Origin of the sequence: Actinoplanes sp. NPDC049668 (assembly GCF_044465445.1) — a bacterium.
In the GTDB taxonomy this organism is placed as follows: Bacteria; Actinomycetota; Actinomycetes; order Mycobacteriales; family Micromonosporaceae; genus Actinoplanes.
Window position 1 is genome coordinate 934814 of record NZ_JBITLR010000001.1, and the last position, 13924, is coordinate 948737.

Here is a 13924-nt window from a genome sequence, read left to right on the forward strand (position 1 = left end):
GGATTGTGCAGTGTTTGAGACAGCAATCTGACCGAAAGGATGAGGCGGCTGACCGAATCGGTAGTTTCGCGGGCCGAAGGTACGGACGTGTCGCCAATGCCGCGTTAAAACGGACTTCAGGCCATCAACTTCGCGTACGCCGGCTTGATCACGTCGGTGATGATCGCCAATCGCTCGTCGTACGGGATGAAGGCGGACTTCATCGCGTTGATCGTGAGCCACTGCAGTTCACTCCAGCCCCAGCCGAACGCCTCGACGAGCAGCGCCATCTCCCGCGACATCGACGTGCCGCTCATCAGCCGGTTGTCGGTGTTGACGGTGACCCGGAACCGGAGGTCGTGCAGCAGCCCGATCGGGTGCTCGGCGATCGAGGGCGCCGCGCCGGTCTGCACGTTGGACGACGGGCACAGCTCGAGCGGGATGCGCTTGTCGCGCACATAGGACGAGAGCCGGCCGAGGCTCGTGCCGACGATGTCGTCCACGATCCGCACGCCGTGCCCCAGCCGGTCGGCGCCGCACCACTGGATGGCCTGCCAGATCGACGGCAGCCCGAAGGCCTCGCCGGCGTGGATGGTGAAGTGGAAGTTCTCCCGCTGCAGGTACTCGAACGCGTCGAGGTGCCGGGTGGGCGGGAAGCCCGCCTCCGCGCCCGCGATGTCGAAGCCGACCACCCCGGTGTCGCGGCACCGCACGGCCAGCTCGGCGATCTCCTGCGACCGGGCGGCGTGCCGCATCGCGGTCAGCAGCGTGCCGATCCGGATCTGGTTGCCCCGCTCGGCCGCCTCGGCGCAGCCGTCCCGGAAGCCGGCGTGCACCGCCTCGACGACCGCGTCCAGGCTCAGGCCGCGCTCCAGGTGCTGCTCGGGCGCGTACCGGACCTCGGCGTAGACGACGCCGTCGGCGGCGAGGTCGAGGGCGCACTCCCGGGCGACGCGGTGCAGGCCCTCCTCGGTCTGCATGACCGCGACGGTGTGCGCGAACGTCTCCAGGTAGCGTTCCAGCGAACCGGAGTCGGCCGCGGCGGCGAACCACTCACCCAGCCGCTCCGGATCCTCCTCGGGGAGCCGGTGCCCGGCCTTGGCGGCGAGCTCGACGATCGTCGCGGGCCGCAGCCCACCGTCGAGGTGGTCGTGCAGCAGTGCCTTCGGGGCCTGGACGATGTCGGCGTGGGAGATGGCGACCATCACCAGATGCTAGTAGGAAGCACCGAATGATCGACGGAGCATTGCCGTACCTGCGGTGTCCGGTGTGCGGCGGGACGCTGGACCGGGCCGATCGGAGCCTGCGCTGCCCACGGGGGCACGGCTTCGACATCGCGCGGCAGGGCTACGTGAACCTTACGGCGGGCCGGTCGCCCCATTCGGGCGACACGGTCGAGATGATCGCGGACCGGGAGAGCTTCCTGGCGGCGGGCCACTACGACTTCATCGCCACCGCGCTCGCGGAGGCGGTGCGCCCCGGCGACGGCCTGGTCCTGGACGCCGGTACGGGCACCGGCCACTACCTCGCCCGCGTGCTGGACGCCCTGCCGGGCGCGCCCGGCCTCGGCATCGACGTCTCCAAGCCCGCCCTGCGCCGCGCCGCCCGCGCACACCCCCGGTCCGCCGCCGCCCTCGCCGACCTCTGGCGCCCGCTACCGCTGCGCGACGCCGCCGCCTCAGTACTGATCAACGTCTTCGCTCCCCGCAACGGCCCGGAATTCCGCCGCGTCCTGCACCCGGACGGCCAGCTCCTGGTCATCACCCCGGCACCGGACCACCTGACAGAACTCGTCGACGCCTACCACCTGATCAGCGTCGACCCGTCCAAGTCCGCCCGAGTCACCGAATCCCTCGGCACCGACTTCCACGAGCAGGGCACCACCACCCTGCGCCACCGCATGCATCTGACCGCGGCGGAAACCCGAACCCTGATCGGCATGACCCCGAGCGCCCGTCACCTCGAGCCGCACTCCATCGACGCCTCGGAAATCACGGCAACGGCCGCGGTGAACCTGACCCTCTACGCCCCGGCGTAGCCGGGCGGGTCTCTAACCCACTCACGCAGCTGGCAGGGGTGGGCGCCCCAGCGCCCGCCCCGGTCTCGGCGGGAGCGACGGTCAGCACCATGCACCAGGCACGACATGGTCCCGACCTTGATCTGGATCTTCACACCGAGAGATCGACTTCTTCCCATCCCGGCGGCGCCTCGTGGTAGGGGCCCGAGAAGACAACCGCCCACTCCAGCCCCCACCTGCGCTGGCCGATGCCGTTGGCGTCGACCTCGCCCGGCAGCCACCCCCCGACCTTGCCGACCTCCTGGAAGGCCCAGTCCAGGCAGTAGTAGAGATCCAGCAGCACCGCCGCCTCGATCGCGTCCCGGGGCGCGACCAGCGACCGCGACCGCCACTGCGCGAACGACTCCCCGCCCGGCAGGTCCGGCATCTGCTGCATCAGGCGTTCCTCCGGCGGCACCGTCGGATCGAGATGCCGGCTCAGCCCGAGCAGCCACGCCAGCGCGAAGACCGCGTCGTGGTGCAGCACGAACGAGCGATGATCCCCCTTGCCGCCCGCCACGAACTGCCACTCCGGCGGCGTCACGAAGTCGACCAGGTGCGAGCCGAGCAGCCAGCTCATGGCCGTCTCCGTCGGCATGCCGAAGCAGCGCGCCACCACCACGTGCAGCACCGCCGCCCGGGCCTCTATCTCCCCGGTCGCGCGCAGTGCCACGCCGTCACCCGGCTCCCAGACCAGCGGGAATGCCGGCGGCGGCAGCGGAAGTCCCAGCCTGTCGAGCTCGTCCAGGCTGGCGTCGCGCACCGCTCGGGGATCGGGGGCGGCCTTCATGACCGCTCAGGCTATGCGGTCGATGAGCAGAGGCGTAGGGGCGGGCGGTTCCTGTCCGATCCGGATCGCGCCGTCGGCCACCGCGAGCGCGGCGGCGATCCTGGACCCGTCATCGGTACGGAGTTCGAGCAGCGGGTCGCCGGCGCGGACGGTGTCGCCGGGCCGGACCTTGAGCATGATGCCCGCGCCGAAGCTGACCGGGTCCTCCTTGCGGGCCCGGCCGGCGCCGAGCCGCCAGGCGGCCAGGCCGATGTCCAGCGCGTCGATGCTCTCGACCACGCCGTCGGCGCCCGCGCGCAGCACCTCGGTCTCCCGGGCGGTGGGCAGCGGCGCGTCCGGGTCGCCGCCCTGCGCGCGGATCATCGCCTTCCACGAGTCCATCGCGGCGCCGGATTCGAGGGCCTTCGCCGGGTCGGCGTCCAGGCCGGCCGCCGCGAGCATCTCCCGGGCCAGGGCCAGCGTCAGCTCGACCACGTCCGCGGGGCCGCCGCCGGCCAGCACCTCGAGGGACTCCTCGACCTCGATGGCGTTGCCGACGGCCAGCCCGAGCGGCGTGTTCATGTCGGTGAGCAGCGCGACCGTGCGCACGCCGTGCGCGCCGCCCAGTTCGACCATCGTGCGCGCCAGCTCGCGGGCCATGCCGACGTCCTTCATAAACGCGCCCGTGCCGACCTTGACGTCCAGCACCAGCGCGCCGGTGCCCTCGGCGATCTTCTTGCTCATGATCGAGCTGGCGATCAGCGGGATGGCCTCGACGGTGCCGGTGACGTCGCGCAGCGCGTACAGCTTGCGGTCGGCCGGCGCGAGGCCGTCGCCGGCGGCGCAGATGACCGCGCCGACGTCCCGCAGCTGCCGGACGAACTCGTCGTTGCTCAGCGTCGCCCGCCAGCCGGGCACCGACTCGAGCTTGTCCAGGGTGCCGCCGGTGTGCCCGAGGCCACGGCCGGAGAGCTGCGGCACCGCCGCGCCGCACGCGGCGACCAGCGGCGTGAGCGGCAGCGTGATCTTGTCGCCGACGCCGCCGGTGGAGTGCTTGTCGACGGTCGGGCGGGACACCGCGGACAGGTCGAGCCGCTCGCCGCTGGCGATCATCGCGGCGGTCCAGCGGGCGATCTCCGCGGCCGTCATCCCGCGCAGCAGGATGGCCATGGCGAGCGCGGACATCTGCTCGTCGGCGACGACGCCCTTGGTGTACGCGTCGACGACCCAGTCGATCTGCGCGTCGGACAGCGTCTGCCCGTCCCGCTTCGCCCGAATGACGTCAACCGCGGCAAACTCGCTCATGCCATCGCCTCCGCTGGCGCTCCGGCGATGCCAAGAGCTCGGGACTGAGTTGATGATTCGCTCGCAAGCTCGCTCATTACTGCTCCCACCTCGTGCCGATGCCCTCCGGCGGTTCACCCTCGCCGGCCCAGGAGAGGCCCCCGTCGGCGTCCACCACCACGATTCTCGGTGTGCGGGTCAGTGCCCACGCCACCGCGCCCGCGGCGGTCGGGAAGATGGGGCCCTCCTCGAGGATGCCCTTCTCCGCGTCGATCTCGTTCGGGCTTCCGGCGGAACGTTCCCAGTAGCCCGTCCAGACCTGCTCGCCCCCGGAGAGGTCGGGGTGCACGAAGACGGTGCCGCGGCCCCGCCACTTGGCCAGCTGCGGCGGCACGGCCGGCACCGCGGACGGCCCGGTGACCTTCTCGATGTCGTCCGGCCCGAACGCGTTCGGCAGCAGCTGGGCCAGCGTCAGCGGCCGGGGCAGCGCCTCGACCAGGCAGTCGGCGCCGCCGTGCTCGTAGAGCAGTTGCCGGCAGCGGCCGCACGGCATCAGCGGCAGGCCGTTGGCGTCGACGCAGGAGACCGCGACCAGCCGGCCCCCGCCGGTGGCGTGCAGCGAGCTGACCAGCCCGCACTCGGCGCAGAGGCCGATGCCGTACGAGGCGTTCTCGACGTTGCAGCCGACGACCACCCGGCCGTCGTCGACCAGCGCGGCCACCCCGACCGGAAAGTCGGAGTATGGCGCGTAGGCGTGCCGCATGGCCTCGATGGCGGCGGCCCGCAGCGCGGGCCAGTCGATCTCCATGCCGCCGATTCTGCACCACCACCGATCCGGCCGGACGCGGCTCCCCTGAACGGCCTAGCTCTTCACGTAGGGCTGGCCGTCCGCGGCGGGCGCGCGTACGCGGCCGACCAGGCCCGCCACCGCCACGATCGTCGCGAGGTACGGCAGCATGTTCAGGAACTGGCTCGGCACCGAGCTGCCCGCCACGCTCAGGTACGTCGCGAGCTTCTGCGTGAAGCCGAAGAACAGCGCCGCGCCCAGCGCGCCGAACGGGGTCCAGCGGCCGAAGATCAGCGCCGCCAGCGCGATGAAGCCCGCGCCCGCTGTCATGTTCTTGTTGAAGCTGCCCGTCGCCACCAGCGTGAAGTACGCGCCGCCCGCGCCGGCGATCAGGCCGCCGAGCAGCACGTTGACGTACCGCAGGCCGCGTACCCGGATGCCGACCGTGTCGGCCGCGGTCGGGTGCTCGCCGACCGCCCGGGTGCGCAGACCCCAGCGGGTCCGGGAGAGCCCGAAGTGGATCGCGAAGACCAGGATCAGCGCGAGCCAGACCAGCAGGTTCGCCTCGAACAGCACCGGGCCGATGACCGGGATGTCGGACAGGACCGGGATGCTCCACTCGGGCATCCGCGGCGGCTCGTTGTACGACTGCGCCTCGGGCTGCATGAGCCGCTCGTAGAGGAAGCCGGTGATGCCCACCGCCAGCAGGTTGAGCACGATGCCGACCACGACCTGGTCCACCAGGTAGCGGATCGCCAGCAGCGCCAGGATCGCCGCGATGATCAGGCCGCCGATGGCCGCGCTGAACAGGCCGAGCCAGACGCTGGTCGCCATCGTGCCGACCAGGGCCGCGCCGAACGCGCCCATCAGGAACTGGCCCTCGATGGCCACGTTGACCACGCCGGAGCGCTCGCCGAGCACGCCCGCCAGGGCGCCGAGCAGCAGCGGCACCGCCAGCTCGAGCGTGCCGCTCGCCGTGTCGACCAGCGGCAGGAACTTGCCCGCCACCTGCCAGCACAGGAACGACAGCACGAAGCCGAGGATGCCGAGGCTGAGCACCAGCGTCTGCTGCCGGCGGGCGATGCCGGCCAGCAGCACCGCACCGGCGCCGAGCGCGACCAGGCCGAACAGGATCGCGCCGAACTGCCCGTTGATCGAGAGCGCGGCGCCCTCGGCGTCCTCGCTGAGGGTGAAGCGGGCCGTCTCGGACGGCGCGAGCGGGCCGAAGACCCCGATCGCCACCAGGCCGAGCAGCACCAGCGCGGCGCCGAGCCGCCGCGAGCGGTCCCAGAACCGCTTCGGGGCGGTCGCCTCCGTCAGCTCCTCCACTGTCGCCGTCGACACCGGGGTCACCAGCCCTTCGCCATCGATGCGCCGAGCCGCGCGGAGCGCGCCGCTCGCAGGTGGAAGATCGCCTTCACCAGGGCCGGTGCGGCGATGAAGATGACGATCAGCGCCTGCAGGACCGTCACCAGCTCCAGGGAGATGCCCGAGAACGACTGCATCCGGTTGCCGCCGGCGCGCAGCGCGCCGAAGAGGATCGCGGCGAGCAGCGTGCCCCACGGCCGGTTGCGGCCGAGCAGGGCGACGAGCAGGCCGTCGAAGCCGATGTTGCCGGCCACCTGCGTGGTCAGGGCGTGCGCCGTGCCGAGCACCTGGGTGGCGCCGCCGAGGCCGGCGAGGGCGCCGGCCGCGACCATGAGCAGCGTGTAGGTCCGGCCGACGCTGATGCCGGCGGTCTTCGCGGCGGCCGGGTTGGCGCCGACGGCCCGCAGCTCGAAGCCGAACGACGAGCGGTTGAGCAGCCAGGCGACCCCGGCCGTGGTGAGCACCGCGAGCACGATGCCCAGGTTGATCCGGAGTTCGCCGCCGACGCTCAGCAGCTGCGCGGAGGAGTCGACCGGCTCGCTGATGGCGTCGCTGCGGCCGGTGGCCTGGATGCCCTTCTGCAGGATCAGCCAGCTCAGGAACAGGTTGGCCGTGTAGTTCAGCATGATCGTGACGATGACCTCGTGCGCGCCGGTGCGCGCCTTGAGGACGCCCGGCACGAAGCCCCACAGCGCGCCGCCGAGCAGGCCGGCGGCGAGCGCGGCGAACAGGTGGATCACCGGCGGCAGCGGCAGCAGGAAGCCGGCCAGCGCGGCGAAGATCGTGCCGATGATCGCCTGGCCCTGGCCGCCGATGTTGAAGAGGCCGCCGCGGAACGCCAGCGCCACCGAGAGGCCGGTGAAGACCAGCGGGGCCGCGTAGGTCAGCGTCTCCGAGATCGGGAAGAACACCTGCTTGAGGGTCCCGGTGCCGTTCGCCCAGGCCTCGATGGCCGCCGGGTCGACGATCGCGCCCTTGAACAGGTCCGCGTAGGCGTTGCTGACGACCTCCCAGCTGGCGTTGATCGCGTCGGCCGGGCGGGCGGTCAGGTACGAGAACGTCTCCAGCACCGCGGGGTCGGAAACGATGATCAGGATCGCGCCGATGAACAAGGCCAGCACGATGGAGAGCACCGTCACCGTGACCGTGTTCGCGGACCACAGGTTGTGCAGGAAGTGACTCATGAACGAGTCGTCGCCGCCCGGCTTCTCCTTGCCGGAAGCGGCGGGCGCGGCCTTTGCGTCCGTTGCCGGCTCCGCGGCCGGTCCGTCCGTGGTCACTTGGTCCCCTTCTCTGCAACCCCGTCGCCGTCGCCGTCGGTCTCGTCCGCGGCCGGTTCCGCGTCCGGCGCGGGCACGGCCGCGTCCGGATCGGTGATGCCGGCCATCAGCAGGCCGATCTCCTCGCGCGGCGTGTCCGGGGAGACGATCGCCAGGATCCGGCCCCGGTACATGACCGCGATCCGGTCGGCGAGGCCCACCACCTCGTCCAGCTCGCTGGAGACCACCAGCACGGCCGTGCCGACGTCCCGCTCGTGCACGATCCGGCCGTGGATGAACTCGATCGAGCCGACGTCCACACCACGGGTCGGCTGCGACGCGATGAACAGCCGCAGCGGCCGGGACAGCTCCCGGGCCACGACCACCTTCTGCTGGTTACCGCCGGAGAGCGTGCTCACCGCCGCCTCGGGCGACGAGGTACGGATGTCGAACTGCTCGACCCGCTCCCGCGCCGCCGCCGCGACGGCGGCCGGGTTGAGCCGGAAGGCGTTGCCGTACGGCGCCCGGTCGTACTGGTCGAGCACCAGGTTCTCCGCGACGGAGAACTCCTTGACCACGCCGTCGAGGCTGCGGTCCTCCGGCACGTAGCCGATGCCGGAGCGCAGGATCCGCTTGGTCGACATCTTGGTGAGGTCCTCGTTGTCGACCGTGATCTCGCCGCCGCGCGGCTGGCGCAGGCCCATGACGGCCTCGACGAGCTCGGTCTGCCCGTTGCCCTGCACGCCCGCGATGCCCAGCACCTCGCCGGCGCGCACGACCAGGTCGACGCCGTCGACGGCGCGCACGCCGCGGTCGTCGTCCACGATCAGGCTGGAGATCTTGAGAACCTCCCGGCCCGGCTCGGACGGCGCCTTGCTGACCTCGAGGCTGACCGCGCGGCCGACCATCAGGGCGGCGAGCTCGTCCTCGGGAGTCTGCGGCGAGGCGGTGCCGACGGTGCGCCCGCGCCGGATCACGGTGATCCGGTCGGCGATCGCCTTGACCTCTTTGAGCTTGTGGGTGATGAAGACGATGGACTTGCCGGCGGACGCGAGCCCGCGCATGACCGCGAGCAGCTCCTCGGTCTCCTGCGGAGTCAGCACCGCGGTCGGCTCGTCGAGGATGAGCAGGTCGACGTCGCGGGTCAGCGCCTTGACGATCTCGACGCGCTGCTGCGCGCCGACCGGCAGGTTCTCGACCAGGGCGTCGGGGTCGACCGGCAGGCCGTACCGCTCGGAGACCTCGATGACCTCGCGCCGGGCCCGGCGCCGGTCCAGGAAGCCGGCCCGGGTCTTCTCCGCGCCCAGCGCGATGTTCTCCGCGACGGTGAAGACGGGCACGAGCATGAAGTGCTGGTGGACCATGCCGATGCCGGCGGCGATGGCGTCGCGGGGGCTGCGGAAGGTCCGCGCCTCGCCGTCGACGACGATCTCGCCCTCATCGGGCTGCAGCAGCCCGTAGAGCTGGTTCATGAGGGTGGACTTGCCCGCGCCGTTCTCGCCGAGCAGGGCATGCACCTCGCCGGGCTCGACGGTCAGGTCGATGTGGTCGTTGGCCACCAGGTCGCCGAAGCGCTTGGTGATGCCGCGCAGTTCGAGTCTCAGCGGAATCTCCTGCAGACGAGAGGCTGGTGATCAACGGAGGGACGTTAGCAGCCTGAGCAGAGCCGCCGCGCAGGCCGCGGGGAAAAGAACCCCCGCGACCGCGCGGCGGCCGAAATGCTGGATCTAACCGCGGATCACTTGGGCGCGTTGGCCGATTCGACCTTGACGGTGCCCGCGATGATGTCCGCCTTCAGCTTGTCGACCTCGGCCTTGAGGCCCGCGTCGACCTTGCTCTCGAACTGGTTGAACGGCGCGATCGACACGCCGTTGTTCTCCAGCGTGCCCAGGTAGCCCGGGGTCGCGGCGAGGGGCTTGCCGCTCGCACCGTCCACGACGGCACCCTTGACGGCGTCGGTGATGTTCTTGACGACCGTGGTCAGGAAGACCTCGCAGTACTGCTCGGCGCTCTTGCAGCCGTCCTGGTCGACCCAGATGACCGAGACCTTGCCGTTGGACGCCTTGGCGACGTCCGCGGTGCCCAGGCCCGTGCCGCCGGCCACTGGCATGATCACGTCGGCGCCCTGGGCGACGAACGTGTTGGTGATCGACTTGCCCTTGTTCTGGTCGCCGAAGTTCTCGGCGAAGGTGCCGTTCTGCTTGGCCTTGTCCCAGCCGAGCACGGCGACCTTCTTGCCCTTGACCTTGTTGTAGTGCGCGACGCCGTCGGCGAAGCCGTCCATGAAGACGGTGACCGGCGGGATCTTCAGGCCGCCGTAGGTGGCGACCTTGCCGGTCTTGGAGTAGCCCGCGGCGAGGTAGCCGGCCAGGAACGCGGCCTGCTCGGTGGCGAACTGCATCGGGAACACGTTGGTCGCGTCCGGGATGGCGGCGTCCACGATGCCGAACTGCTGGCTGGGGTTCTCCGTCGCGACCTTCTTGGTGGAGTCGCCCATCAGGCCGCCGACCGAGAGGATGAAGTTGCACTTCTGCGTGACGAACTGCCGCAGGTTCGGCTCGTAGTCGGCCTCGGAGGTCGACGCCACGTACTTCGGCTCGACGCTGCTCTGGGCTTCCTTCGCGGCCTGCAGGCCGGCCCACGCCGAGGCGTTGAACGACTTGTCGTCGATGCCACCGGTGTCGGTGACCATGCAGGCCTTATATGCCGCCGCGGTGCTCGCGCCGGAGCCACTGGGGGTCTCTTCAGGGGCGTCGCCACAGGCAGCGGCGGCGAGCGAGAGCCCACCCGCCGCGAGAATCGCAACGATTCGCTTCCCACGTACTGGGCGCAAGACGCCCTCCTTCCACAGCGCACCGACACCTCGCGGTGCGTCTCAGGCGGGAGCGTAGCCGCAGGCCAGGGCGGCGTCAGGAAATCGGCCCGGACTGTTGGCGCACCGTTATCTGGCTGCAATCGCGTCGGCTGCTGAACGCTGCTTTAGCGTCCACGGGGAGGCAATTGCCCGGTTGGCCGGGTAATCGGCAGTCAATCTTTCGGCGCGCGTCCGCCCGCGACGGCGCTTTCTTCGGCGGCGCGCGGGCCCGCCTTGCGCCAGGCCCGGACGCCGAGCACGCCGACCGTCGTGCCGATGACGAGCGACGCGCCGATCAGCAGGGCGTGCACCCAGAGGAACGACGTCGGCGCGCCGCCCGAGAAGGACCGGTCGTCCTTCCAGATCGCCAGCCCGAACCGGGGCCAGATCAACCAGGTCCAGACACCGACCGCCACCAGGAACGCCGACCACCGCCGCGAGAGCACCACGCCGAGCAGTATGCGCGGGCCGGGGGCGGCCGTCCGGCGCTGCCCCCGGCGATCCGTCGCTCAGCCCGCCAGCGCGGGCTCACGCTCCGCGGTGACCGGCGCGACCTCGGCGGTGGGCCCGGCCAGCCCGCGCCGTCCGACCGAGACCAGGACCAGACCACCGATCGCGTACGCGCAGAGCACCCAGATCGCGGTGCCCGCGCCGTTGCCGTCGAAGTACGCGACCGAGCGGAGCAGCGTCGAGCCCGCCCCGATCGGCAGGTACTGCCCGACGGTCCCCCACGGCTGCGGCAGCAGTTCCGCGGCCGAGCTGACCCCGGAGAGCGCGTTGCCGACGAGGAAGACCGTGAGGGCGCCCAGCGCCAGCCCGGCCCGGTCCAGCACGGCGGCCAGCCCGGCGACGGTGCCGGCGACCGCGAGCCCGAACAGGCCCATCACGGCCGCGTTGCTCAGGTAGTCGCCCGGCAGCACGCCGAGCCAGTACTGCTGGACGGCCGCGCCGACCAGGCCGGCGAGCACCGCGAACGTGCCGAGCGCGAGCAGCCGGTCGCCCCGGCGCCTGACGAGCAGGAAGGTCAGGATCCCGGCGACCAGGCTGGTCATGGCGAGCGGCAGGAAGCCCGAGCCGAACCCGGCTCCGCGCGGGTCGTCCGCGTCGTTCGGCACGACGTCGACGACCGGAACCGGCCGGCCTTCGCCGAGCGTCGCGGTGGCCTGGGTCAACAGGCTCGCCACGGCCGGGCCGGCGGCGGAGGCGACGTGCAGCGACGGCCCCTGCGGACCGAGGACGATCGCGCCGTAGACGTCGCGGTTCCGGATCGCGGCGTCTGCGTCGGCGACCACCCGGACGTCGAAGGCGCCGGGGTGCGCGGCGGCGAGGCGCGCGGCGAGCTGATCGGCGGCGGGCGCCGGACCGGCGACGGCGACGGGCAGGTCGCGCGGCTCGAGGTTGGCGGCCGGCCCGGCGAACAGCGGCACCAGCAGGGCCTGCACGGCCACCGCGGCCACGGCGACGAGGACGGCCAGGGAGGTTGCTCTCGGCAGCCTGGACATGTCGGTCTCCTAAAACGAATGCTCGTTCTCTTTGGTACCCACAGCTTGCTCCCGGTCGGTCGAGGGTGTCAAGAACGAGCGTTCGTTTTAGAATGTGCGACGTGCCACGTGTATCCGAGGACCACCTGACCGCCCGCCGCGAGCAGATTCTCGCCGCGGCCCGCCTCTGCTTCCTGCGTAACGGCCTGCACAACACGTCGATGCAGGACCTGATCCAGGAGGCCGGGCTGTCGGTGGGCGCGGTCTACCGCTACTTCAAGTCGAAAGACGAGATCATCAACGCCATCTCCCTGAGCGTCGCGGGCCGGCTGGTCGTTCAGCTCGAGGAGCTCGCGGATCTGGACCTGCCCCTGATGGAGGCGATGGACCGGGTGCTGGAGCTGGCCGACGCGCAGACCGGACCCGACGGGTTCTTCCCGCTGGCCCTCCAGGTCTGGAGCGAGGCGGTCCTCGATCCCGCGATCGGCGCCATCGTCCGGGAGCGCTACCGCGAGCTGCGGCAGCCCTTCCTGACGATCGCCCGGCGCGCGGTCGAGCGGGGCGAACTGGGCCCGGACACGGACGTGGCGGCGATGTCGGCCGTGCTGTTCGGGCTGTTCCCGGGCTACGCGCTGCAACGCCAGCTGGTCGGCTACCCGGACAAGGAGACCTACCTGCGGGGCGTGCGTACGCTGCTCGGCTGAGCGCTGGTCAGCCGCCGGCGGCCAGCCGCGCCGCGATGCGGCCGAAGCCGGCCCGCACCTCGGACCCGGTCGGCGGGCGGCCCGGGGTGGTGCGGCGCGGCTCGTCCGCGGTCACCTCCTCGGCGTCGACGCCGGGATCGTTTCCGGCCCGGGCCAGCGCGATCTCGTCGCGGATCGCCGCCAGCTCGGCCAGCGGCAGCAGCGGCTCGACCACCGCCATCAGGTCCTCGTCGGCGACGACGGCCTGGGCCAGCGCGAGGGCGTGCGGCCGCTCGTACGGCCCGCAGACCAGCGGCGCCCACTCCTCGTCGTCGTCCAGCGCGCCGATGGTGATGATCCACGGCAGGTCCGCCACCGGCGAGTCGGGCGGCAGGTGCAGCGTCACAAGGGTGCCCACGCGCCCATCATTGCGCCCGGTCGTGCCGGATCCAGGTGTTTTGCCCCACCGGAGCGGTTTTATCGTCCGCCGACAGGTCCACCACCCGGCCGTGCGGACTGGTCGCCGCCCACGACGCGCCGAAGAGCAGCAGCTGGTTGAAGACGTACAGGTAGACCAGCACGCCGACGGCGCTGGCGACCAGGGCGTACGCCGGATTACGCTCGACCAGGTTGACGAAGAACCGGCCGACGGTGTTCAGCAGGGTGATGCCGATGCCGACCTGCAGCACCGGCGGAAGCATCCGGCGCGCGGTCATCCGCAGGCGCGGCACCGCGGCCAGCAGGGCCGCCGCGAGCACCATGTTGATCGCCACGGTGAGGATCAGGTTGACGGCGGAGCGCAGGAGCGAGGCCTCGCCGCCGGCGATCCACTCCAGTAACTCCTCGAGGCCGTAGACGGCGAACACCGAGACGGCGAGCAGCAGCAGTATTCCGATCAGGACCAGCAGATCGACGGCCTGCCGGACGCCGATGTAGCCGGGCTGCTGGTTGAGCTGCCAGATCAGCCGCTGCGAGGAGCGGATCGCCTCGACCCAGCCGATGCCGGTGAAGACCAGGCCGACGATGCCGACGATGCCGACCGTGCGTCCGCTGTCGACGATGGCCTGCACGTCCAGGAACGGCAGGTTCTGCTCCAGGAACTCCTGCACGACCTCGAACAGGTCCACGTTCGAGTTGATCAGGAAGCCGAAGACCGAGTAGCCGATCAGAGTCAGCGCGAACACCGCGAAGAAGCCGTAGTACGCGATCGCCGCCGCGAGCCGCCCGCCCAGCACCGCCTCGTAGCGCAGCCAGGCCCGGCAGAAGTGGTCGAACTGCGGGGAGCGGTGCCGCAGCGCCATGATCCGGGCCTCGACCGCCGCGTACGCCCGGTCGATGGCGTTCACGCCGCCGACCGTACCGAAAGAAGTGACCGGTGTCTCCGCAGGCCCGCCCGCATTTTCC

14 protein-coding genes are annotated in these 13924 nt (G+C 71.4%); 2 read left to right on the plus strand and 12 right to left on the minus strand.

Annotated elements, in window-relative coordinates:
- Positions 1-116: 116 nt before the first annotated feature.
- Positions 117-1184 carry an adenosine deaminase gene (locus ACIBSW_RS04300; protein ID WP_354717483.1) on the minus strand — a complete coding sequence of 356 codons (1068 nt, stop codon included), beginning with the start codon at positions 1182-1184 and terminating at the stop codon, positions 117-119.
- 26 nt (positions 1185-1210) lie between these two features.
- Here ACIBSW_RS04300 and ACIBSW_RS04305 point away from each other — a divergent pair, with 26 nt between their 5' ends.
- A complete protein-coding gene (locus ACIBSW_RS04305; RefSeq protein ID WP_354717484.1) occupies positions 1211-2017 on the plus strand; it encodes a putative RNA methyltransferase in 807 nt (268 codons plus the stop codon).
- Positions 2018-2147: 130 nt separating this feature from the next.
- Here ACIBSW_RS04305 and ACIBSW_RS04310 read toward each other — a convergent pair whose 3' ends face one another.
- From ACIBSW_RS04310 to ACIBSW_RS04350, 9 genes are all read right to left on the minus strand, one after another.
- Positions 2148-2825, minus strand: coding sequence for a DUF4272 domain-containing protein (locus ACIBSW_RS04310; protein ID WP_354717486.1), 678 nt, complete (start codon positions 2823-2825; stop codon positions 2148-2150).
- Between the two features lie 6 nt (positions 2826-2831).
- On the minus strand, positions 2832-4109 hold the full coding sequence (locus ACIBSW_RS04315; RefSeq protein ID WP_354717488.1) for a thymidine phosphorylase: 1278 nt from the start codon (positions 4107-4109) through the stop codon (positions 2832-2834).
- Positions 4110-4185: 76 nt separating this feature from the next.
- On the minus strand, positions 4186-4896 hold the full coding sequence (locus ACIBSW_RS04320; RefSeq protein ID WP_354717490.1) for a cytidine deaminase: 711 nt from the start codon (positions 4894-4896) through the stop codon (positions 4186-4188).
- Between the two features lie 54 nt (positions 4897-4950).
- A complete protein-coding gene (locus ACIBSW_RS04325; RefSeq protein ID WP_354717492.1) occupies positions 4951-6219 on the minus strand; it encodes an ABC transporter permease in 1269 nt (422 codons plus the stop codon).
- 5 nt (positions 6220-6224) lie between these two features.
- Positions 6225-7427, minus strand: coding sequence for an ABC transporter permease (locus ACIBSW_RS04330; RefSeq protein ID WP_354717600.1), 1203 nt, complete (start codon positions 7425-7427; stop codon positions 6225-6227).
- A gap of 92 nt (positions 7428-7519) precedes the next feature.
- Positions 7520-9061: an ABC transporter ATP-binding protein gene (locus ACIBSW_RS04335; RefSeq protein WP_354717494.1), complete on the minus strand. Its 1542-nt coding sequence runs from the start codon at positions 9059-9061 to the stop codon at positions 7520-7522.
- Between the two features lie 179 nt (positions 9062-9240).
- Positions 9241-10335 carry a BMP family ABC transporter substrate-binding protein gene (locus tag ACIBSW_RS04340; RefSeq protein ID WP_354717496.1) on the minus strand — a complete coding sequence of 365 codons (1095 nt, stop codon included), beginning with the start codon at positions 10333-10335 and terminating at the stop codon, positions 9241-9243.
- 194 nt (positions 10336-10529) lie between these two features.
- Positions 10530-10805 carry an SCO4848 family membrane protein gene (locus tag ACIBSW_RS04345; RefSeq protein ID WP_354717498.1) on the minus strand — a complete coding sequence of 92 codons (276 nt, stop codon included), beginning with the start codon at positions 10803-10805 and terminating at the stop codon, positions 10530-10532.
- Positions 10806-10865: 60 nt separating this feature from the next.
- Positions 10866-11858: an ABC transporter permease gene (locus tag ACIBSW_RS04350; protein ID WP_354717500.1), complete on the minus strand. Its 993-nt coding sequence runs from the start codon at positions 11856-11858 to the stop codon at positions 10866-10868.
- A 101-nt stretch (positions 11859-11959) separates the two neighbouring features.
- Here ACIBSW_RS04350 and ACIBSW_RS04355 point away from each other — a divergent pair, with 101 nt between their 5' ends.
- Positions 11960-12541: a TetR/AcrR family transcriptional regulator gene (locus ACIBSW_RS04355; RefSeq protein ID WP_404799211.1), complete on the plus strand. Its 582-nt coding sequence runs from the start codon at positions 11960-11962 to the stop codon at positions 12539-12541.
- Positions 12542-12548: 7 nt separating this feature from the next.
- Here the strand turns inward: ACIBSW_RS04355 and ACIBSW_RS04360 are convergent, their stop codons facing one another.
- Both ACIBSW_RS04360 and ACIBSW_RS04365 read right to left on the minus strand, forming a co-directional pair.
- Positions 12549-12938, minus strand: coding sequence for a hypothetical protein (locus ACIBSW_RS04360; RefSeq protein ID WP_354717504.1), 390 nt, complete (start codon positions 12936-12938; stop codon positions 12549-12551).
- A gap of 7 nt (positions 12939-12945) precedes the next feature.
- A complete protein-coding gene (locus ACIBSW_RS04365; protein WP_354717505.1) occupies positions 12946-13866 on the minus strand; it encodes a YihY/virulence factor BrkB family protein in 921 nt (306 codons plus the stop codon).
- Positions 13867-13924 lie beyond the last annotated feature (58 nt).